Raw genomic sequence first — 20793 nt, forward strand, 5'->3', positions numbered from 1 at the left:
ATCGTCGTCCTGTCGGTCGGACTGACTCAATTCATCGTGCATCACCGCTCAACCCTCCACAGTTGCGCTCGATGACACCTCTGAGCGGTAAGCCGCGCTCAGAGCCAGCGTCGAGCGCAACTGTGGAGTGTCGGCGCAGCAGCGTGTGCTTGCGCGACGGTCAGAGCGACCGCTTCCAGGCGTCGACAGAGTTGCGCAATGAGGCGAGAAGCCCATCGAACTCGTCCTTCTGGCCTGAAGCAATGAGCGCTTCGTCGACCGACGAGAGCGCGTCAGAGGCCGCCTGATCGTTGCCCTCACGCAGCGCCCGGGCCAGGTCGCGCAGCCCCGCATCAACGCTCTTGCGCGCGTCCTTGTCGAACTGTCCGCTGGTGGTCGCGTCCTGCACGGCCGAGCTCAGCCGGTCGGCGGCCGCCTGCACGCGGGACCCATCCACCTGCTGCGGCTGTTGGCTCTCCTCCACCGCCGGCGGCTCGGGCTCTGGTTCCGGCTCCGGCTCCGGCTCCGGCTCGGGTTCTGGCTCGGGCTCCGGCTCCGGTTCCGGCTCCGGCTCCGGCTCGGGCTCAGGCTCCGGCGCCGCCACCTGCGTTGCCGTCGGAGCGCTCGGGGATTCGACCGGCGGCTCGACCACCGCGACGGGGGCGGTCGTCGCTGCGGGCGGCGCTGCAGAGGCGGTTGATGGGAGGGATGTGGGGCTTGGACTCGCCGGCGCCGTGGAGGACGGAGGTCCTGCCGAGGAGGGACTCGCGCCGGGGATTGAGCTGAGGGTGGTGGCCACGGGCGTCGGTTCACCGAGAGGTTCGCCGACGGCCTCGCCCGGATCATCGCGGTTGAGGAGCAGCGCGGTACCGGCCACCGCCACCAGAAGCAGGGCGACGAGCGCCGGTAGGAGGCCCCGCCGCCGATCCCTGTCGTCGGACGGCTCGACGTCGTCATCGAACGGGCGGTAGACCCCCGTCTCCTCGGCCGCGGCACCCCATTGCTGGGGTGCCACCATCGAGAGTCCGCCGAGGGCGCGGATGGACGTCTCCTCCTCGTCCCCCGGTTGCCGCGACGGGACCACCGGCAGGATCGCGGTGACCTCGCGCTGTGACGAGGCTGCCAGCGCGGCCGCCACGTCAGCCGCGCTCTGCGGACGGTGGTCTGGGTTCTTGGCCAGCATCGCCGAGATGACGCGCGCCATAGTCGGAGGCGCATCAGGGCGCGCGGCAGCGACGTCGGGGATCGGGTCGGTGAGGTGGGCGAGCAGCGTCGCCACGAGAGTGGGGCCCTGGTAGGGCGGCACGCCCGTCAGGAGCGCGTACAGCACGCAACCGAACGCGTAGATGTCAGCGCGGTGATCCACCCGCTGCCCCTGGCCCTGCTCGGGGGCCAGGTACGTGGAGGTGCCGAGGACCGCACCGGTGACGGTCAGCGGGGCGTGGCCCGCCGCCAGCACGTCGTCGACGATCTGGGCGATCCCGAAGTCGAGCACCTTGACGTCACCGGTGTCGGCTCGCGCAATGTTGCCGGGCTTGATATCGCGATGGACCAGCCCCGCGTCGTGCGCCGCCCCGAGCGCGTCGCAGACCTGCAGGGCGATCGCCCGCACCTCGTCGATGGGGAGCGGCCCGCGGTCGCGCAGTTCTTCGGCCAGGGTGGCGCCAGGAAGCAGCTCCATGACGATGAACGGTCGGTCGTCGTCGACGCCGGAGTCGAAGACCGTGATGATGTTGGGGTGGTTGAGCGCCGCAGTCGCGCGGGCCTCCCTGCGGAATCGCTCCGCCGCGGTGTCGGCGTCCTCGCGCACGATCTCCAGCACCTTCACGGCCACCGCGCGGCCGAGGACCTGGTCCGTGGCACGGTAGACCGTCGCCATCCCGCCTCGCCCCAGGCGCTCGTGCAGAAGGTACCGGCCGGCCAAGAGGCCGGCCGATTCCCTGGGGCGCCTCGGCTCGGTCATGGGGCCACCCTACCTGCGCGTGCTCCCCCAGCCCCAGCCCGAGCGGCCGCGGCGGCAGGCCGGGCAGCAGTAAGGCCGCTAGTCAGACCGCGACTGGCAGGGCGGCGTTGATGGCCGAGACGCTCGTCTTGGCGTCGCCGAAGCACATCACCGTGTTGTCCTTGAAGAACAGCGGGTTCTGCACGCCGGCGTAGCCCGCGCTCATCGAGCGCTTGAACACGACGACGGTTTCGGCCTCCCACACCTTCAGCACCGGCATGCCGGAGATCGGCAGGCCGGGCTCCTCAGCGGCGGGGTTGACGGTGTCGTTGGCGCCGATGACGAGCACGACGTCGGTGGAGGAGAAGTCGTCGTTGATCTCGTCCATCTCCTCGACGATGTCGTAGGGCACGTGGGCCTCGGCCAGCAGCACGTTCATGTGCCCGGGCAGACGGCCGGCGACGGGGTGGATGCCGAAGCGCACCCGGCAGCCGCGCGCCTGCAGGGCCTCGGTCAGCTCGGCGACGGGGTACTGGGCCTGGGCGACCGCCATGCCGTAGCCGGGCACGATGATGACGCTCTTGGAGTCGGCCAGCATCTCGGCGACCTCCATCGTCGAGGCCTCGCGGTGCTCGCCGTCCTCGGCGCCCTGGGAGCCGGACGTGTCGTCGCCGAAGCCGCCGAGGATGACCGAGATGAACGAGCGGTTCATCGCGCGACACATGATGTAGCTCAGGATCGCGCCAGACGCGCCGACGAGCGCGCCGGTGATGACGAGGACGCTCATGTCGAGCATGAACCCGCTGAACGCTGCGGCCCAGCCGGAGTACGAGTTGAGCATCGAGACGACCACCGGCATGTCTGCGCCGCCGATGGCCGCGACCAGGTGGATGCCGAGCAGCAGCGAGAGAACTGTGGCGATGATCAGCGGGAGGATCGAATGGCTCGCCACGAACCACCAGCCCAGCAGAGCGAGGGCGACGACGATCCCGAGGTTCAGCCAGTGCCGGGCCGGCAGCGTGAGCGGCTTGGACGCGAAGCGCCCGTTGAGCTTGCCCCACGCCACGATCGAGCCGGTGAACGTGACCGCACCGATGAAGACGCCGAGGTAGACCTCGATCGAGTGGAACGCGTCCGAGTTCGGGTTGTCGAGGTACACGTTGTAGCCGACGAGCACCGCGGCCGCGCCGACGAAGCTGTGCAGCAGGGCGATGAGCTCCGGCATGCCGGTCATCTCGACCTTCCGGGCTCGCCAGATGCCGATGACCGCGCCGATGCCGATGGCCGCGTACAGCATGACCGCCGATTCGGGCTGCAGGTTGTGGTTGGCGTAGTCGGTGTAGGCGATGGCGAAGTTCGTCGCGATCAGGGCGAACGCCATGCCCATGATGCCCAAGGCGTTGCCCTTCTTGGCGGTCTCGTGCCGGCTCAGCCCGGCCAGAGCCAGGATGAACATCAGGCCGGCGGCGATGTAGGTGGCGTCGATGAAGTTGCTCAGCATGGCGTCAGGCCCTCCGGAACATGTTGAGCATCCGCGCCGTGACGGTGAAGCCACCGAACACGTTGATGCTTGCGATGAGAACGGCGATGAACGCGAGGATCTTGACGGTCCAGCTGTCGCTGGCCAGTTGCGTCATGGCGCCGACGATGATGATGCCCGAGATGGCGTTGGTGACGCTCATCAGCGGCGTGTGCAGGGCGTGGGTGACGTTCCAGACGACGTAGTAGCCGACGACCACCGCGACAACGAAGATGCCGAAGAGACCCACCAATCCGGGCGGCGCGAAGGTGAGCGCGCCGATCATGGCCAGCGAGCCGATCCCCACGGCCAGCACCTGGTGCCACCAGGGCCTGGGCGGCTTCGGTGGCGCGGCGGGCAGCGGCGCCACCTCCTTCGCGGCGGGCGCGGGAACAGCCGCCACCTGCACCGCGGGCGGCGGGAACGTCACTGCGCCCTCGTGCGCCACCGTCATGGTGCGGATCACCTCGTCGTCGAAGTCGACGACGGCGCGGCCGTCCTTCTCCGGCGTCATGAGGCCCAGCGCGTTGACGAGGTTGGTGCCGTACAGCTGGGACGACTGGCCCGGGAGCCGGCTCGCGAGGTCGGTCCAGCCGATGATCGTGACGCCGTTGGCGGTGGTGTAGGCCTCGCCGGGGCGGGTGAGCTCGCAGTTGCCACCGCCCAGCGCCGCGAGGTCGACGATCACGGAGCCGTTCTTCATCGAGTCCACCATGTCGGCGGTGATGAGCTTCGGCGACGGGCGGCCCGGGATGGCGGCGGTCGTGATGATGATGTCGGTGACCGGTGCCTGCTCGGCGTAGAGCTCGGCGGCGCGCGCGGCGTAGTCGGCTCCCACCTCCTTGGCGTAGCCGTCGGAGCTGACGCCCTGATCGGCCTGCGCGACGTGGAGGAAGGTGGCCCCCATCGATTCGACCTGCTCGGCCGTCTCGGGGCGCACATCCGTGGCGCTCACCACCGCGCCCATCGAGTTCGCGGCCCCGATCGCAGCCAGGCCCGCGACGCCCGTCCCGGCGACGAGGACCCGCGCAGGGGGCACCTTGCCGGCTGCGGTCACCTGCCCGGTGAAGAAGCGTCCGAAGGCGTGTGCCGCCTCGACGACGGCGCGGTAGCCCGAGATGTTGGCGAAGGCGCTCAGCGCGTCGAGTGACTGCGCGCGCGACGTGCGCGGGACCATGTCCATGCTGAGGGCGGTGATGCCCCGCGCTGCGTACTGGTCGGCGACGTCGGGGTTCTGCCGGGGGAAGAGGAACGAGAAGAGGATCGCACCGCGCCTGACCAGCGCGAGCTGGTCCGCCGTCGGGGCGTTGACCGTCAAGACGATGTCGGCACCCCAGGCCTCGGCGGTATCGACGACCCGCGCGCCGGCGTCGGCGTACTGCTGGTCGTCGAACGCAGCGAGCGCACCCGCACCCGCCTCCACCAGCACCTCGTAGCCGAGTTTGAGCAACCCCTCGATCGTCTTGGGGGTGGCTGCGACTCTCGTGTCGGCAGCCTCCTTGGGCACACCAATCTCCATGCTGAAACCGTATCGGTGACCCTCCCGAGGTATCCGCCGGGGTGGGCTTTCACGCTCATTGCCAACAGTCTCGACCAAACGCCAACGGCTTGGACTCAACGCCAACGGTTCCGACCCGACGCCAACGGCTTGGACCCAACGCCAACAGAGAAGAGCCACCGCTGCCGAAAACCAGCGACGCCCGCGAAATCTCGCGGGCGTCGCTGGGTCTGGTTGGCGTTGGCGTCGCTCGACAGGCGGCTAGGCGGGCGTCACTCCGGGTAGTTCGTGGCTTCGGGGTCGACCGAGGCGTCTGCCTCCGCGTGCTGGGATGGAACGTCCACCGGATCGCCCGACGGCGCACTGCCGTCGGCGGGTCGATCGGCCTTGGCGCGGCCACGGTCTGCCATGTCCTTGTAGCCCTTGGTCAGCTCGTCGACGAACTTGTCGATCTTCTCCCTCAACTGCGCGAGGAAGTCCTTCGCGCCGGGATCGTGGTCGGCGTCCGGGTGGGTCTCGGCGTACTGGCGCTTCTGGTCCTCGTAGAACTCCTTGGCCTTCTCGCCCACCAGACCAGCGAAGCCGACGGCCGCATAGGCGGCCTCGTTGGCCAGCTTCTTGAAGTTCTCACCCAGCTGATCGGGGTTGGGGCGGTGCGACTCGGACTTGTCGACGTCCTCGTGGCGCGGCTGCTCGTCGGGCTGGACGAATTCGGCGTCGTGGACGGCGTCCTCGTACATCCCCTCGCCCTGCGGCTTATCGGTGTTGTAGTCGGTCATGTGCAAGCTCCTTCCGGCTTTCTCCCTAGTCTGCCCCCTATCGGTGCCAGCCACAGGCGGAACTCCCCCCATTCGACCCTGATTCAGAACCCGAGGCGGCGCACCACGCTCCGGATCGAGTCTGCGCTGGCGCGCAGTTTGTCGAGCTCGTCGTCGGAGACGGGCAACCGGAGCGCCTGGCGGACGCCGCCGGCACCGAGGATGTGGGGCACGGACATGCAGACGTCGCTGATGCCGTGCCAATCGTCGAGCAGCGACGAGACGGACAGCACCGCGTTTTCGTCGCGGAGGATCGCCTGGATGATGCGGGTGCCGGCGAGGCCGATGGCGTAGTTGGTGGCACCCTTGCCGTCGATCACCTCGTAGGCGGCGCGCACCACGCGATCTGCGATCTCGTCACGCTTGGATTCGCCCAGTTGGCCCGTCTGATGCTCCCACTCGTTGAGAGGCACCCCGCCGATCGCCGCGGTGCTCCAGAGCGGCGTCTCGCTGTCGCCGTGCTCCCCACAGATGTAGCCGTGGACGTTGCCCACCGCCACCCCGCACTCCTTCGCCACGAGCCAGCGCAGGCGCGACGAATCGAGGACGGTCCCCGACCCGAACAACTGCCCTGCCGGTAGACCCGAGATCTTGAGCGCGGCCTGGGTGGTCACATCGACGGGGTTGGTCACCATCACGAAAACAGCCTCGGGCGACGCGTCGACGAGCGGCGGAATCATCTTCTTCATCAGATCCACGGTGTGCTCGGCGAGATCCATCCGAGTCTCGCCGTGCTTCTGCTTGGCTCCGGCGGCCACGACGACGACGTCGGACCCTGCGGTGACGGCGACGTCAGCCGACGCGTCGATGCTGACCGAGGGCAGGAACTGGCTGCCGTGCGCGAGATCGAGGGCTTCCGCTCGCACCTTCTTCTCGTTGATGTCATGCAGCACCACCTCGCTGGCCACGCCCCGGATCAGTGCGGCGTAGGCGAGCGAGGTGCCCACCGCGCCAGCCCCGACGACGGCCAACTTCGTACTCGCGCGCTTGCTCATGTCAAGAAGTCTGCCACACCCGTTGGGCGCGCCCCCGGTGAGCTATCCACAGGCGTGCGGGGGCGTGGGAAAAGTGTGGGGCCGCTGCAGATGATGCGGGCATGAGCATTGCGCCGCTGATCAGGCACTCCGACCTCGTTGCCCGCGGGCACGATCCGAACGAGATCCGTTCGCTCGTCAGAAGCGGTCGTCTGCACAGGGTCCGCCACGGGGTCTACTCGTACGACCGCCCCGCGGGGATGGACGCTCACCTCCAGCTGCTCCGGGCGACGGTGCCCATCGTCGACGCCGGCAATGTCATCAGTCACGCCTCGGCGGGGGTCCTGCACGGCCTCCCCGTCCCGGCCGAGTACCTGGACCGGGTCTGGATGACGAGGCGTTCGCCCGGCCACGGCGATCACGGCAAGCAGCTCGTCGTTCGGCACACGCCGATCCACGACGACGAAGTCCGCCTCAGCTCTTATGGTCCCGTTACCTCGTTATCGAGAACAGCGTCAGACCTCGCCCGCACACTCGAGCCCAGATGGGGCCTAGCGGCGGTGGACGCAGCGCTACGTCTGGGCACCTCGGAGGCGGACCTCTACTCGTCGCTCGCCCTTCATCCCAAGCTTCGCGGAACCCGGCGAGCGCGGCACATCATCCGGATCTGTGACGCCCGCGCCGAGTCGCCGGCTGAATCCATCAGCCGCTACCACATGCGCACAGCCGGTCTCCCACTTCCCGAGCTCCAGTACGACCACTTCGACGCCGACGGGGTGTTCGTCGCCCGCAGCGATTTCTTCTGGCCCGAGTACGGACTGGTCGGCGAGGTCGACGGTGCTGGGAAGTACGAGGAGCTACTTCGCCCCGGTCAGACCCCCACCCAGGCGATCATGGCGGAGAAGCGCCGCGACGAGGCGCTCCGGTCCCTCGGCCTCTGGGTGATTCACTGGGACTGGCAGACCGCCAACGACGAGGCTGCCCTGACCGTGCTGCTAGCCGGCGCCCTTCGTCGACAGGCCGGCCGGCTCGCGGGCTGAGCTGCGACCAGAGGCGCAGAAGCGCCCGACGTCGACAATCAAGTGGGGTAACGCCCACCTGTTGCGGCGAACGCCCACGGCAGGGTAGTGACGCCAACGGTTTGGCCGGAACGCCAACGGTTGGCCGTGACGCCAACCTCTAGAGGCGAACGCCAACGGGTTGGCCGGCACGCCAACGGATAGAGGCGAACGCCAACGGACAGACGCGAACGCCAACCGACAGACCCAAAAGCCAACCGACAAGGCATTACGCCGACTATACCCATCGACGCCCGCGAGATCTCGGGGGCGTCGATGGGTATGGTTGGCGTGTTGGACGGCGCACTGGCGTACCGGTCAAACCGTTGGCGTTCCGGTCAAGCCGTTGGCGTTCTCGAGAATCGTTGGCGTCTGCCTCGGGACCGCTGGCGTACCGGTGAAACAGTTGGCGTTCTCAGCAAACGATTGGCGTTATGGCAGCCGGGGGCGGGGCATCGCGTCAGCGGGACGACGGCGGAAGCGCCAGCCGCGGGGCCGGGCGGAAACGTCCGCGGTGGACGGCGCCGCTGCTCTCCGCGGTGAACAGTCGTGCGCCGGCCCCGTGGGCCTGGAGCCGCTGCACCATCTCGGTCAGCCGCTCCACCTGATCACGGAGACCGTCGACCTGCTCCTCGAGCGCCAAGATGCGGCGGATTCCCTCGAGGTTGATCCCCTCGTTCTGGCTGAGGTGCTGCACGTGCCGCAATTTCGCTATGTCGCGCAGCGAGTACCGACGACCGCGACCACGCGAGCGCTGCGGGACCACCAGGCCGAGCCTGTCGTAGCCCCGCAGCGTCTGCGCGTGCATGTCGGCGAGCGACGCGGCCACCGAGACGGTGAAGACCGCGGCGTCCGGATCGAACGGCTGTGGCAGAGAGGTCATGGCTCACCTACCCGAACAGGGCGTCGCGCGGATTCGTCTCGTGGGCCTTCTCCGCGTACTCCTGCAGCGCCGCTTTCGCTTCCTCGCTCAGATCGTCGGGCACCTGCACATCGATCGTGACGAGGAGGTCACCCATCGTTCCATCGGGCTTGCGGGCACCCTTTCCGCGCACCCGCATCGTGCGACCGTTGGGGGTCGACGGCGGGATGCGCAGCCTGATCTTGGTGCCGCTCAGCGTCGGGACCTGGATCTCCGCGCCCAGGGAGGCCTCGGTGAACGTCACCGGCACCTCGAGGGTGAGGTTCGAGCCGCTGCGGCCGAACAGCTTGTGCGGAGTCACCTTGACCCCGACGTAGAGGTCCCCGGGGGCGCCGCCGTTCTCACCAGCCGCGCCCTTGCCCTTGATTCGGATGCGCTGACCGTCGGACACACCGGCCGGGATCCGAACCTGCATGGTCTTGGTCGAGCGGCCCCGGCCGGACCCGTCACAGTCCGGGCACGGCTCGTCGACGATCAGTCCTCGCCCCAGGCAGTCAACGCAGGGCTCGCTCATCTGGAACACGCCGCCCGAGCGGGACGACTGCATGCCGGACCCCTCGCACGTCGGGCAGACTCGAGGCAGCGTACCCGCCTTGGCGCCAGTCCCCCGGCAGCCGGGGCAGGGCCGGTCGGAGACCGTCCGCATCGTCACCGTGGCGCCCTCGACGGCCTGCTCGAAGCTGATCGTGACGTCACCCTCGATGTCGGCCCCACGCCGCGGGCCACGCTGGGTGGCCCGACGCGTGGGTCCGTCGTGCGCGCCGAACAGCCCGCCGAACAGATCCCCGAAGCCCGGGTTCGTGGCCCCTCCCGCGTTGCGGAAGATGTCCTCGAACCCGGCGGCCCCGGGCTGTCCCGGCTTGTTGAAGCGGAAGCCACCGCCGAAGAGGCTGCGGGCCTCGTCGTATTCCTTGCGCTTGTCGGCGTCACTGAGCACCGAGTTGGCCTCAGACGCCTCCTTGAAGCGCGTCTCGGCCGCCTTGTTGCCAGGGTTCTGGTCGGGATGATTGTCCCGGGCGATCTTGCGGAACGCCTTCTTGATCTCGTCCGAGGTCGCGGTCTTGGAGACGCCAAGAATCTTGTAGTAGTCCTTTTCGAGCCAGTCCTTAGTACTCATCTGTGGTCATCTCCTTTCTGTGCGATCAGGGGTTGGCAACGGCGACGCGGGCGGGGCGGATGACCCGGCCCTTGAGCTGGTAGCCCTGCTGCATGACCTGGCTGACGGTGGTGACCGTCACCGGCTCGTCCAGCGGCACGGCCATCAGCGCGTCGTGCAGGTTGGGGTCGAATTCCTCGCCCACCTCGCCGAACGTCACCAGCCCGTGCTTGGTGGTCACCTTCTCCAGCTCGTCGATGACCATCTTGAAGCCGCCTGCAACATCATCGTGCTGCTTGGCGAGCGTGATGGCATCGAGCACCGGCATCAGGTCGCTGACGACGGCCTCGACGCCCGCCTGACGGGCGAGGTCGCGGTCGCGGTCGACGCGCTTCTTGTAGTTGACGTACTCAGCCTGGAGACGCTGCAGGTCCAGCGTGCGCTCGGCCACCAGAGCCTCCAGCTCGGCCGTCCGGTCGTCGCCGGAGGGCTGCTCCGTCGAATCGGAACGGTCGGTCGGGGTCTCGGCCGCAGCCTCGGACGAGGGCGCCTGGTCGACGCCCTCATCCACGGCCTCGCCGTCCGGAACGAACTGCGAATCGGTCACTGGTTGTCCTTGCCTTCCTGGCCGTCTTCTTCGACGATCTCCGCCTCGACGACATCATCCTCGCCCTCGGGGGCTGCGGACTCTCCGTCTGCCGGGGCCTCGGCCGCCTGGGCCTTGGCCTGCGCGGCCGCGTAGATCGACTGGCCCATGGCGGCGGCCTTGGTGTTGAGGTCGTCGATGGCGGCCTTGACCGCGTCGTTGTCCTCGCCCTTCAGGGCCTCCTTGAGAGCCTCGGTGGCCTCGACGACCGGGGCCTTGACGTCGTCGGTCAGGGTCTCGTCGTGCTCGGTCAGCAGCTTCTCGGTGCGGAACACCAGGGCGTCGCCCTCGTTGCGCATCTCGACGGCCTCGCGGCGCTGACGGTCCTCCTCGGCGTGAGCCTCGGCGTCCTTGACCATCCGATCGATGTCCTCCTTGCCGAGGGCCGAGCCGCCGGTGACAGTCATCGACTGCTCCTTGCCGGTGGCGAGGTCCTTGGCCGCGACGTGCACGATGCCGTTGGCGTCGATGTCGAAGGTCACCTCGATCTGCGGCACCGAACGCGGCGCCGGGAGGATCCCGGTGAGCTCGAAGTTGCCGAGGCTCTTGTTGTCGCGGGCGAAGTCGCGCTCGCCCTGGTAGACCTGGATCATCACGGCGGGCTGGTTGTCCTCGGCCGTGGTGAACACCTCGGAACGCTTGGTCGGGATGGTGGTGTTGCGCTCGATGATCTTGGTCATCACGCCACCCTTGGTCTCGATGCCCAGCGACAGCGGGGTGACGTCGAGGAGCAGCACGTCCTTGACCTCGCCCTTCAGCACGCCGGCCTGCAGGGATGCGCCCAGAGCGACAACCTCGTCGGGGTTGACGCCCTTGTTGGGCTCCTTGCCACCGGTCAGCTCCTTCACCAGGTCCACGACGGCCGGCATGCGCGTCGAGCCGCCGACGAGCAGGACCGTGTCGATCTTGTCGACGGAGGTCTTGGCGTCGGAGATGACGGCGTTGAACGGCGCGCGGCAGCGGTCGAGCAGCGTCTGGGTCATGCGCTGGAACTCGGAGCGGGTCAGCTTCTCGTCCAAGTGCAGCGGGCCCTCGGACGACGCGGTGATGTAGGGCAGGTTGATCGAGGTCTCAGAGGCGGAGCTCAGCTCGATCTTGGCGCGCTCAGCGGCCTCCTGGAGGCGCTGGCGGGCCATCTTGTCCTTGGACAGGTCCACGCCGTGCTTGTTCTTGAACTGCGTCACGAGCCAGTCGACCACGACGGCGTCCCAGTCGTCGCCGCCGAGGCGGTTGTCACCCTTGGTGGCCTTGACCTCGAACACGCCGTCGGCGATGTCGAGCAGCGAGACGTCGAACGTGCCGCCACCGAGGTCGAACACGAGCACGGTCTGCTCCATGTCGGCCTTGTCGAGCCCGTAGGCCAGCGCGGCGGCGGTGGGCTCGTTGATGATGCGGTCGACGGTGAGGCCCGCGATCTCGCCGGCCTCCTTCGTGGCCTGACGCTCGGCGTCGGAGAAGTACGCCGGGACGGTGATGACGGCGTTGGTGACCGACTCGCCGAGGTACGCCTCGGCGTCGCGCTTCAGCTTCTGCAGCACAAACGCGCTGATCTGCTGCGGACGGTAGTCCTTGCTGTCGATGGAGACCTTCCAGTCGGTGCCCATGTGGCGCTTGACGGAACGGACGGTGCGGTCGACGTTGGTGACCGCCTGACGCTTCGCGACCTCGCCGACGAGCACCTCGCCGGAGTTCGAGAACGCGACGACCGACGGGGTGGTGCGGGCGCCTTCGGCGTTCGGGATGACGGTGGGCTCGCCGCCCTCGAGGACGGCGACGACAGAGTTGGTGGTGCCGAGGTCGATGCCTACTGCACGAGCCATGTGGGTTCCTCCTGTTGGAATGTGTTGTTCACACGTTGAATGTCTAAGTTGTGGTTTCCCTTGAGCGGGCTGCACTCAAGCCTAGCGCCTTGAGCCCGCCCGGCTCAAGTTTGAAGTTGAGTACACCAGACTCAACCCTTGCGCCGGATAGATTATTCCCACATTCGGGAGCGGGGTGAACCCTCGCTGACGTCTCCCTGAGTAGCGGCCGCGAGGGACGAGCGACACGTCCCGAAAGGTGCCATTCAGCGACACGCACGACCACTATGGCCGCGCGTGTCACCAAATTGACCCCTTCAGAGTGGGTAAGGAGAAGCCCCACTTCCAGGTGAGGGGACGATGAAGACGGCCGCTACTCAAGGAAACGGAGTTGGGGTCAGCGGAGGTCCTCGAGGCCGGGCTCGCCGAGGCGCGGATTGCGTTCGTAGCGGCGGAGCCGAGCGCGCGGGGTGACCGTGTCCCGGCCGGAGTAGTCGACGTCATCGGCGTCGACGCCACCCCGTGGAAGGTCAGCGTCGGGGGCGAAGTCCTCCGTGCGCGTGTCGTCGGTGAGCACACCGTCCCTACGCGGTTCGTCCCCATAGGGGTCCGACCGGGTGTGGTCGCCCGGTCCCGGGAGGTGGCCAGCCGTGGAGTCTCCCCCATCATCGCTCAGCACCTCGCGGCGGACGTCGTCGGCGTAGGCGTCGCTGGGAGGGAAGTCCTCGGCGCGCACATCGTCGGGGTACACCTCACCGCGATACTGCTCACGCTCTCGGTCGGGGTCGATGTGTTCGCTCAGAATCTCGTCGTGCTCCGCCCGCTCCTCCTTCAGCGTCTCCACCTCCTCGGTCAGCGTGGTGTCGCTCGGCTGCCCTGAGTCGGCTAGCAGGGTCCCGGCAGAGGCGGACGGCTCCGCAAGGCGGTGCGCGTCGTCACTGTCGGTGCCCACCGTGTCGCGGTCCATGCCGTCGTAGTCGGTGTAGTGGCGGTCGTAGTAGCGGTACAACTCTTCCTCCTGGGAGGGGTCGAGGTGACCGTCGGCGTCAATCCGGGGAGCGTCCTTGATGTGGGTCTTGTCGTAGGGCACGTCGATGCGCTCCTCGTGGGCCGTGAGCGTCTCGTCCACCGGCACGAAACTCTCCGACAAGCCGAAAAAGCCCGTGTTGACCGTCACCCAGCTCGGCTTTCCCGTCCGGTCATCGACGTAGAGGTGCCCGACCTTCCCCACCTTCTCGCCGTTGCGGTCGAAGACCGTCGCGTTGATGATCGCTTCCAGGGCACTTTCGTTGAGCATGTCCGCTCTCCTCTCTCGTGGTCGGCGGCGCCCACCTGCGGCCGCGATCCCGACATTACGCCGCCCCGCCCGCGCTGCCTGCCCAGTGGGAAATCCCACCCTTTCGGGGGAACCCATGTCCACTGCCGACGACAGAAAAGGCCGGGGCCCCGCCGCTCATCAAGCGACGGGGCCCCGGCCCCTATTCCCCCCGAATCAGGGTTTGATCACCACGGCCGGAACATGACCATGTTGTTGAACACCCACTTGTTCTCCTGAGTGAAGTCGTAATCTCCACTCTTCTCGGACCTGACCGCGTTGTACACAGTGGTCCAGCGGAACGTGCGGCACCCGTTGGCCCCGGTCAGCGCAGTGTCACACTCAGTGCGCCACTTCGAGCCGTCATCCGCAGTCCACTCCCCCGTGTGTCCCAGCGGGTTGTTGGCCCACTGCTGACGGGTCATGAACGGCAGGTAGGTCAGGTTGTTGAAGGCCCAACCCCGCTCGATCGTGAACGTGTTGCCGGTCCGGTTCACCACCGACGCCCAGATGAGGGTGCGGCAGCGGACGGTCTGCGAGTACGGCTCACAGGTGGTCATCCACTGGCGACCGTTCACGAAGTGCGTTCCCGGCTTCGTGTAGGGCGCGGACGGGACGAACACGTACGGCGCCCGGGCCACGTTGAAGCGGACCGTCGTGGACGAGGCGTTGCCCGCCTGATCCGTCACGGTGACCGTCGCGTGGAATGTGCCGTACCCGGTCGGGATGCCGGAGATGACGCCGGTGGCCGAATCGATCGCCAGCCCCGCGGGGAGGCCGGTGGCCGAGTAGACCAGCGGGAGCGAGTCGTCGGTGGCCTTGACCTCGACGGTGACGCTCTTGCCCTGCGTCGCGTGGACCGGGGCGATCGGGGTGATCACCGGGCCGGTCGTGTCGTCGACGGGGACGTCGGCCGACTTCGCGACGAGCAGCGCCGCCGTGCGGGCGGGGATGCTCAGGGTGCCGTCGGCGAACGCGGTGGCCTTGACCACCTCGTCCGAGCCGTCCGCCTGGATGTCGCTCAGGACGAGATCCCAGTCGGCCAGGTCGGGCACTGCCACGTCGATGGCGTCCGGCGTGCCGTTGATGGCCACCAGCACCCCGTCGAGGGCCGGGTCGACGTCGGTTTCGAAGCCGTGGTCGGCCACCGCCATCAGGATGAGGCCGGGAATGGCCTCGTCGCCGGCGTTGGGGAAGGTCACCCGCTCGTGCACCAGATCGGCGGAGCCGAGGGTGAGCAGCGGGGTCGACTTCCGCAGCCGCAGGAGGTCCAGGGCCTGGGCCTTGGCTTCCGTCATCGCCTCGGTGTCGGGCTTGAGGTCGGGGTTCTCGAGCAGCGGCTTCATGATCGGCCACTTGTCGCTGTTCTTCTCCGCGCTCGGCAGGCCCGAGCCGAAGGTGTTCTCCGCCAGGCTCCAGTCCACCTCGTTGAAGTGGTCGCCGGAGTTGTAGGAGTCGCGATCGAGCGACTTCGAGCGCAGGATCTCGGTGCCCGCGTGCCAGAACGACGGAGACTGTCCGAGCGTCACTGTGGCGAGCGAGACCGTGTTCATGCGCACGCGGTCAGCCATCGACGTGTCGACCGGCAGCTTCATGATGCCGAGGTCGTACAGCGTCTCGTTGTCATGCGCGTCGACGTAGTTGACCGACTCCTGCGGCATCGTCGCGTAGGCGGCGGGCGAGCCGTTGTAGTCGAGCTGATCGCCGCGCTTGACGGTGCCGTCGGCAGCCTCGAAGGTGTAGTCCTCGAGGTTGCCGGCCATGCCGATGCGGATGAGGTCCGCCGCGTGCATGAGCGAGGCGCGCTGCTCGTCCGACGTCGCGGGGTTGAGCCCGTTCGGATCGGTGTACAGCCCGGTGCCGAAGCCCTGCAGGACACGGTGATCCTCGTCGAACGGGCCGCCGCCGTGGACGGCGTCACGCAGCCGGTCGTTGAACGCGCCGATGCCGGTGCCGTCGAGCTGGCCCTGCGTCGCCTGGTAGAACCTGGCGTTGTCGGCCACCTCGCCGAAGTTCCAGCCTTCGCCGTAGATGTAGATCGACGACCCGTCGACGCCGTCCTCGGCGAGCGTCAGCTCGTCCAGCGCGGCGCGCACGGCCTCCATGTTGGCGCGGGAGTGGTGACCCATGAGGTCGAAGCGGAACCCGTCGACCTTGTAGTCCTTCGCCCACGTCACCACGGAGTCGACCATCAGCTTCTCGGCCGCAGCATGCTCGGTCGCGATGTTCTGGCAGCAGGTCGAGGTCTCGACGGTGCCGCTCAGGCTGAGGCGGTGGTAGTAGCCCGGCACAACCTTGTCCAGCACCGACTTCTCGGACTGGCCGCTCTGCGCGGTGTGGTTGTACACCTTGTCGAGCACCACCTGCAGGCCGGTCGCGTGGAGCGCCCCGACCATCTGGCGGAACTCGTAGGTCCGGTCGCCGCCCACCTGGTTGGCGTCGGTGGCGTAGGAGCCCTCCGGCGTCGTGTAGTGGAACGGGTCGTAGCCCCAGTTGAACGCGTCCTGATCGGCCACCGCGGCCACGGCCGCCTGCTGCTCCTCGGAAGCCGGTCCGGCGTCGGACGGGATGTCCGGGGTCAGCTGCTTGCTCCGGTCCTCCTCGATCGTGGCGATGTCGAAGGTCGGCAGCAGGTGCACCGTGTCGATGCCGGCGTCGGCCAGCTCGGCTAGGTGGGTCATGCCGTCGGACTCGGCGTGGGTGAACGCCTTGTAGGTGCCGCGGTCTTCGGCCGGGACGGTCTCGTCGCGGATCGAGAAGTCACGGACGTGAACCTCCCAGATCGCGCGCGAGGCGTCGTTGAGGACGGTCGGCGACTCGGTGCTGGCCCACTGCTCGGGGGCGAGCTCGGGGTTGTCGAGGTCGACGACGACGGACCGCGTGGAGTTCAGCGTCAGCGCCAGCGAGTAGGGGTCGGTCACCTCGTTGGTGACAACCTCGTCGAGGCTGGGCACGTAGACGTCGATCGCCCACAGGTACTGGGCGTCCTCCCAGGTGCGGTCGCCCGAGACGGACCAGGAGCCGTCGTCGGCGCGGGTGGCCTCGACGCGGACGGGATCGCCCGTGCCGTCGGCCGGCCAGCGCAGCAGCGCCACGTCCTGGGCGGTTGGCGCCCAGACGCTCAGCGTCAGGGTGTCGCCGTCCCAGGCCGGGCCGAGATCCGCGTCGGCGAGGTCGTCGCCGTAGAGCGAGTCGAGCACGCCCGGGATCTGGACCCCGGTGGCCGCCTTCAGCTCGTCGCCGTCGGCGGCACTCACCAGGAGCTCGCCCTCGAGCAGCTCGGCGGCGCGTGCCGCGTCAGCCTCCGCGAGGGTCAGCGCAACGTAGTTGCTGAGGTGCGGGTACTGCTCGACGAGGTCCGCCGGCAGAGCGCCACCGTAGGTGAGATCGATGGTCTCGCCGCCGGTCGCGTCGTTGTCCACCGAGCCGTCGGCGGAGTGGTGCAGCGCGAAGCTGAGCGTTGCCGGATCGCCTTGGACGAGAGTGCGCGGCCACGCGATGGTGGTCGGCGTCAGCCACTGCGCCCACGCCTGCCCGACGCCCGCGAGCGGCGGGTTGGACTGCTCGAACGTGAGCACGTGGGTGGTCTCGTCGTAGGTGACCTTGATCACGTCACCGGCGTTGACGGTGAGCTGGTAGTTGGCGCCGTCGGGGGCGCCGTCGACGCCGTAGTTCTCGGCCCAGCTGCGGTTGATGGCAACCTTCAGCTCGTAGGAGCCGGCGGGCAGCTGATCGGTCTCGAACACCCAGGTGCCGTCGCCGACGGGGCGCATCGCCGTGGCCAGGCACTCGGGCTGCCAGTCCCCGGGGCAACCCAGGGCGGCCTGCCAGGAACCGGGCAGGGTGACGATGTCGTCGGTGTGGACGGCCCACGACAGCTTGGTGTCGGGGTTGTGGAAGAACGTGACGTTGCGGCCACCGGTGGTCAGCGAGAAGTTTCCGCCGCCGGGGACGCCGTCCACGCCGTAGTTCTCATCCCAGGAGCCGTTGTAGGCCACCTTCCACTCGTAGGCGCCCGCGGGGAGGTCCCACGCGCCGGTGTAGAGGCCGGAGTTCTCGTCGAGCGACAGACGGGCCTCGGCGCAGCCGGGCTCCCAGTCGCCGGCGCAACCCATGGCGGCGTTCATGCTGCCGGGCACGCTGATCACGAGGTCTCCAGGGTTGCCGGGATCGGTGCCGGTGGCGGTCAGCGACAGGTCCTGGCCGACGACGGCCAGGGCGGAGTCGCCACCGATGGCGCCTGCGGCGTCGACGGTCACGGCGCGCACCTCGAGGAGGCTGCCGGTGGCCAGCGCCGAGACGTCGGCGAAGACGCGCGGGGTGTCGTCCTCGGCCACGCCGATGGTCTGCCAATCGGTGGAGCCGAGCTCGCGCATGGCGAAGGTGGTCTCGGCCCAGCGGTCGGCGGTGACGGTGGCGCTGACGGGGGCGGTGTCGCCCGAGAGCGAGGCGCCGTCGGCGAGGCCGAGCGTGGGCACCCCGGCGCCGGCGGCGACGGTGCGGTCGGCCTTCAGCACCACGGCAGAGAGGGCCGGGACGGTAAGCCCGACGACGCCGTCAGCGGTCGCGGTGACGGCGGTGCCGTTGTAGACCGGCGCGTAGGCGGCCGACGGCGTGAGGGTGTTCACGTCGACGGTCTGGTCGGTGGTGGCGTTGTTGAGCGCCACGACGTACTCGATCTTCTCTTCACGGTCGACGCGGCTGAAGGCGTAGACGCCCGCACCGTCGGTCATGTGGAGTTCGATCTGCGCGCCGTCGGCGAGGGCCGGGTTGTCCTCACGCAGCTGCGCGAGCTCGGCGATCTCGGTGTAGAGGCGGGCGTCGGTCAGGTAGCGGTCCTGCGAGCCGGCGATGGTGCCGTCGAGCAGGGGCTGCGTGGCGTACTCGTCGACCTCGGTGGCGAACATGTCCTGGCGGGCACTCTTGTCGTTTCCGATGCCGACGAAGCCCTGCTCGTCGCCGTAGTAGACGACGGGCTGGCCGCGGGTGAGGTACATGAGCTGGTGGGCGAGGACGGAGCGGTCCTCACGCTGGTCGCTTCCGGCCAGGAGGTAGCCGATGCGGCCCATGTCGTGGTTGCCGAGGAAGGTGGGGATCGTGGCGGCGGAGGTGTCGGCCGTCAGGTAGAGGTCGTCGGCGGTGAAGAGGTCCGACATGCCCTTGGTGGTGAAGCCCTTGGCGAAGTTGGTCGCGCGGCTCTGGAACGCGAAGTCCAGGGTGGCGTCCATCTCGGTCTTGCGGACGTACGGGGCGAGCAGGCCCGGATCGGCGTCGTAGACCTCGCCGAACATGAAGAAGTCGGGGTTGATGGCGTCGGCGTGATCGCTGATCGCGTCGGTCCACTCCTCCCAGAACTCGAAGTTCACGTGCTTGACGGTGTCGATGCGGAAGCCGTCGATACCCATGTCCATCCACGCCTTGTAGATGTCGATCATGCCGTCGACAACGGTCGGGTGCTCGGTCATGAGGTCATCCAGGCCGTCGAAGTCGCCGTGCGTGACGGATTCGCCGCTCCAGGTCGAGTTGCCGCGGTTGTGGTAGAGCGTGAGGTCGTTCAGCCAGCTCGGGGTCTTGACGACGCCCTCGCGGGCGACCGGCGTGTACGCGAACGACACCTCGGGGTCGAGGGCCGGCCAGGTGTCGGAGCCCGCCAGCGCGTCGACGTCGATGGGCTCGCCCGCCGCGTTGCGGTACGGCTCGGTGGCGGTGTCGATGTAGGTGTACTGGCCCTCTTCGTAGTCGATGCCGTCGGCGGTGTGGTTGGTGATGATGTCGAAGTACACCTTCATGCCGCGCTCATGGGCGGCGGTGGTGAGCTCGGTGAGCGCCTCATTGCCGCCCAGGTGGGGGTCGATGGTGGTGAAGTCGGTCACCCAGTAGCCGTGGTAGCCGGCGTCCACGCCCTGCACGGCGCGGTTGGTGAAAGACGGGGTGAGCCAGATGGCGGTGGTGCCGAGCCCCTCGATGTAGTCGAGCTGATCCACCAGTCCGGCGATGTCGCCGCCGTGGTAGAAGCCGTTGTGCGTGGGGTCGAACCCGTGGTCGAGGCGGCCGCCCTCGATGCCGCCGGTGTCGTTGGAGGGGTCACCGTTGGCGAAGCGGTCGGTGAGCACGAAGTAGAAGTTCTCCACGTCGCCCTGACGTACGGCGGGCTGCGCGATCGCGTCATCGCCTGCGACGGCGGTGCCGGTGTCCGTCAACGGCGCGGAGACACCCACGCGGTTGGTGGCCGAATCGAAGGAGAACGTGAGCTCAACCTCGGCGGCGGGATTGATGATCGCGTCACCACCGCGGTTGTTGTTGGGGCCGTAAGCCTGGTCCCAGTCGCCGTCCAGCACGATCTTGAACTTCTGTTCGCCAGCGGGGACCGTGAAGGTACCCGTGTAGACGCCGTCGCCGTCAGGATCGGTCAATGCCGTGTCCGTGCAGGCGGGGTCCCAGTCGCTTGCGCAGCCGGCCAGTGTCTGGAAACTTCCAGCCACCACTGGGCTGACTGCGGCGGCCGCCGGTGTAGCTACACCGATGACCAGAGAACTCGCCGCTAAGGCGAGAGCGCTACCTGCTGCTAACAGGCGCTTCATGGGTTGCATGTGACTCCCTCGTCGCTATGTGTCGTCGCCCGTGCGCCACCGTGCGCCAGAGCTGGTCCGGACACCATAACCACGCAAAACACGGTCTGTAAAGCGCTTGCAAGAAATTACAAGCGCTTGCAGCGAATCTGCAACGATTTCGCGCTCACGAGCACGGAAACACCCTCATGGCATTCAGGGCGCCCAGACGGCCTGCACATGTTGATCGTTCAACTGGCTGGTCGCCGCCCAGGTGCTGGCCCCGGTTACCGGAGAGAGGCGCTCAGCCGCGCGCGTCCGTAGCGACGTGCGCGGGGTGGTTCCTGGCTGGTCGCTCTTCCTGCGGTCCTCTGCAACTGAGATGCTGCAGACGATGATGAAGGCCACGGTCGACTCCGGCACCGACAAGTCACTCAAGGGCGTGATGACCGGGGCCAAGACGGGCACCGCGCAGTGGGGCAAGGCGGGCGCCCTGCAGACCCACGCCTGGATGATCGCCTACAACGACAAGTACGCCGTGGCGTCGTTCGTCGAGGTGGGCGACAGCGGCGGGTCGACGGCGGCCCCGCTGATCCTCCAGCTGTTCCGGTAGCCGTACGCCAGGAGAGAAATCGGTGGAACGCGGCCTTCCTGCAACCCCGAACCGTGCCACAGTTCG

At 68.1% G+C, this 20793-nt stretch carries 13 protein-coding genes; 2 read left to right on the forward strand and 11 right to left on the reverse strand.

What is annotated here, in order from left to right; all coding sequences use genetic code 11:
- Positions 1–160: 160 nt before the first annotated feature.
- From RPIT_RS15445 to RPIT_RS11805, 5 genes are all read right to left on the reverse strand, one after another.
- The gene (locus RPIT_RS15445; protein WP_077343512.1) at positions 161–1942 is read right to left on the reverse strand and encodes a serine/threonine-protein kinase; all 1782 of its coding nucleotides are present in this window, start codon (positions 1940–1942) and stop codon (positions 161–163) included.
- 82 nt (positions 1943–2024) lie between these two features.
- Positions 2025–3422, reverse strand: coding sequence for a Re/Si-specific NAD(P)(+) transhydrogenase subunit beta (gene pntB, locus RPIT_RS11790; protein ID WP_077343514.1), 1398 nt, complete (start codon positions 3420–3422; stop codon positions 2025–2027).
- Positions 3423–3426: 4 nt separating this feature from the next.
- Positions 3427–4959, reverse strand: coding sequence for a Re/Si-specific NAD(P)(+) transhydrogenase subunit alpha (locus RPIT_RS11795; protein ID WP_077343517.1), 1533 nt, complete (start codon positions 4957–4959; stop codon positions 3427–3429).
- 251 nt (positions 4960–5210) lie between these two features.
- A complete protein-coding gene (locus tag RPIT_RS11800; protein WP_077343520.1) occupies positions 5211–5717 on the reverse strand; it encodes a hypothetical protein in 507 nt (168 codons plus the stop codon).
- Between the two features lie 83 nt (positions 5718–5800).
- Positions 5801–6751, reverse strand: coding sequence for an L-lactate dehydrogenase (locus RPIT_RS11805; RefSeq protein WP_077343523.1), 951 nt, complete (start codon positions 6749–6751; stop codon positions 5801–5803).
- 101 nt (positions 6752–6852) lie between these two features.
- Between RPIT_RS11805 and RPIT_RS11810 the strand changes: the two genes are divergently transcribed.
- The gene (locus RPIT_RS11810) at positions 6853–7770 is read left to right on the forward strand and encodes a type IV toxin-antitoxin system AbiEi family antitoxin domain-containing protein (protein WP_077343525.1); all 918 of its coding nucleotides are present in this window, start codon (positions 6853–6855) and stop codon (positions 7768–7770) included.
- Positions 7771–8248: 478 nt separating this feature from the next.
- Here RPIT_RS11810 and RPIT_RS11815 read toward each other — a convergent pair whose 3' ends face one another.
- The 6 genes from RPIT_RS11815 to pulA form a co-directional block, all read right to left on the reverse strand.
- Positions 8249–8671 carry a heat shock protein transcriptional repressor HspR gene (locus RPIT_RS11815; protein WP_077343527.1) on the reverse strand — a complete coding sequence of 141 codons (423 nt, stop codon included), beginning with the start codon at positions 8669–8671 and terminating at the stop codon, positions 8249–8251.
- 7 nt (positions 8672–8678) lie between these two features.
- Complete coding sequence (gene dnaJ, locus RPIT_RS11820; protein ID WP_077343529.1) at positions 8679–9827, reverse strand: molecular chaperone DnaJ; 1149 nt, start codon at positions 9825–9827, stop codon at positions 8679–8681.
- Between the two features lie 25 nt (positions 9828–9852).
- Positions 9853–10413 carry a nucleotide exchange factor GrpE gene (locus RPIT_RS11825; protein WP_077343531.1) on the reverse strand — a complete coding sequence of 187 codons (561 nt, stop codon included), beginning with the start codon at positions 10411–10413 and terminating at the stop codon, positions 9853–9855.
- Positions 10410–12272 carry a molecular chaperone DnaK gene (dnaK, locus tag RPIT_RS11830; RefSeq protein WP_077343534.1) on the reverse strand — a complete coding sequence of 621 codons (1863 nt, stop codon included), beginning with the start codon at positions 12270–12272 and terminating at the stop codon, positions 10410–10412. The genes RPIT_RS11825 and dnaK overlap by 4 nt, the downstream gene beginning before the upstream one ends.
- A gap of 376 nt (positions 12273–12648) precedes the next feature.
- Entirely contained in the window at positions 12649–13548 is a 900-nt protein-coding gene (locus RPIT_RS11835) for a PRC-barrel domain-containing protein (protein ID WP_162274550.1), read from the reverse strand.
- A 206-nt stretch (positions 13549–13754) separates the two neighbouring features.
- The gene (gene pulA, locus RPIT_RS15975) at positions 13755–20147 is read right to left on the reverse strand and encodes a pullulanase-type alpha-1,6-glucosidase (RefSeq protein WP_261340779.1); all 6393 of its coding nucleotides are present in this window, start codon (positions 20145–20147) and stop codon (positions 13755–13757) included.
- 349 nt (positions 20148–20496) lie between these two features.
- On the opposite strand from pulA, the gene RPIT_RS11845 reads away from it, so the two are divergent.
- Positions 20497–20727 carry a penicillin-binding transpeptidase domain-containing protein gene (locus RPIT_RS11845; RefSeq protein ID WP_077343543.1) on the forward strand — a complete coding sequence of 77 codons (231 nt, stop codon included), beginning with the start codon at positions 20497–20499 and terminating at the stop codon, positions 20725–20727.
- The last annotated feature ends 66 nt before the right edge of the window (positions 20728–20793 follow it).

Source organism: Tessaracoccus flavus (genome assembly GCF_001997295.1).
GTDB classification, from domain to species: Bacteria; Actinomycetota; Actinomycetes; order Propionibacteriales; family Propionibacteriaceae; genus Arachnia; species Arachnia flava.

Bases quoted from the DNA above. Each gene is read 5' to 3' on its own strand.
- RPIT_RS15445 (WP_077343512.1), bottom strand. From the start codon at position 1,942: ATGACCGAGCCGAGGCGCCCCAGGGAATCGGCCGGCCTCTTGGCCGGC.
- pulA (WP_261340779.1), bottom strand. From the start codon at position 20,147: ATGAAGCGCCTGTTAGCAGCAGGTAGCGCTCTCGCCTTAGCGGCGAGT.
- RPIT_RS11815 (WP_077343527.1), bottom strand. From the start codon at position 8,671: ATGACCTCTCTGCCACAGCCGTTCGATCCGGACGCCGCGGTCTTCACC.
- pntB (WP_077343514.1), bottom strand. From the start codon at position 3,422: ATGCTGAGCAACTTCATCGACGCCACCTACATCGCCGCCGGCCTGATG.
- RPIT_RS11810 (WP_077343525.1), top strand. From the start codon at position 6,853: ATGAGCATTGCGCCGCTGATCAGGCACTCCGACCTCGTTGCCCGCGGG.
- RPIT_RS11800 (WP_077343520.1), bottom strand. From the start codon at position 5,717: ATGACCGACTACAACACCGATAAGCCGCAGGGCGAGGGGATGTACGAG.
- RPIT_RS11845 (WP_077343543.1), top strand. From the start codon at position 20,497: ATGCTGCAGACGATGATGAAGGCCACGGTCGACTCCGGCACCGACAAG.
- RPIT_RS11795 (WP_077343517.1), bottom strand. From the start codon at position 4,959: ATGGAGATTGGTGTGCCCAAGGAGGCTGCCGACACGAGAGTCGCAGCC.
- RPIT_RS11805 (WP_077343523.1), bottom strand. From the start codon at position 6,751: ATGAGCAAGCGCGCGAGTACGAAGTTGGCCGTCGTCGGGGCTGGCGCG.
- dnaK (WP_077343534.1), bottom strand. From the start codon at position 12,272: ATGGCTCGTGCAGTAGGCATCGACCTCGGCACCACCAACTCTGTCGTC.
- RPIT_RS11835 (WP_162274550.1), bottom strand. From the start codon at position 13,548: ATGCTCAACGAAAGTGCCCTGGAAGCGATCATCAACGCGACGGTCTTC.
- dnaJ (WP_077343529.1), bottom strand. From the start codon at position 9,827: ATGAGTACTAAGGACTGGCTCGAAAAGGACTACTACAAGATTCTTGGC.